We start from the raw sequence: 398 nt of genomic DNA, 5'->3' as shown, positions 1-398 counted from the left end.
AAACATAGGGGACGCTTCTTTAAACGTAACTTCAATAAATCTACCGAGTGGTTTTAGTACAGATGTTACTTCATTCTCGGTAGTTCCTAATAGCTCACGTGAGGTTAGAGTTTCATTTTCAAAAAATAATCCAGGTACGTATTCTGGGGATATTATGGTAAATTCTAATGCAACGAACGGTAGTGCTAAGATTGCTGTTTCTGCACAAGTGGAAGAAGAACAACAAAAAACAGAAGCAAGAATTTCTTTGTCAGGCAATTTAAATTTCGGAACGGTAAAACCAAATGAGCAGGTTTCAAAAACACTTATCGTACTAAACATAGGGGACGCTTCTTTAAACGTAACTTCAATAAATCTACCGAGTGGTTTTAGTACAGATGTTACTTCATTCTCGGTAG

General features: G+C 36.4%; 1 protein-coding gene. It reads left to right on the top strand.

Annotated elements, in window-relative coordinates; genetic code table 11:
* Positions 1 to 398: hypothetical protein (locus tag CCAND38_RS11750; RefSeq protein WP_042343256.1), on the top strand; the 398-nt coding region annotated here is incomplete at both ends.

Source organism: Capnocytophaga canis (assembly GCF_000827555.1).
GTDB lineage: Bacteria > Bacteroidota > Bacteroidia > Flavobacteriales > Flavobacteriaceae > Capnocytophaga > Capnocytophaga canis.
This window is presented reverse-complemented; position numbering and strand designations above follow the sequence as displayed.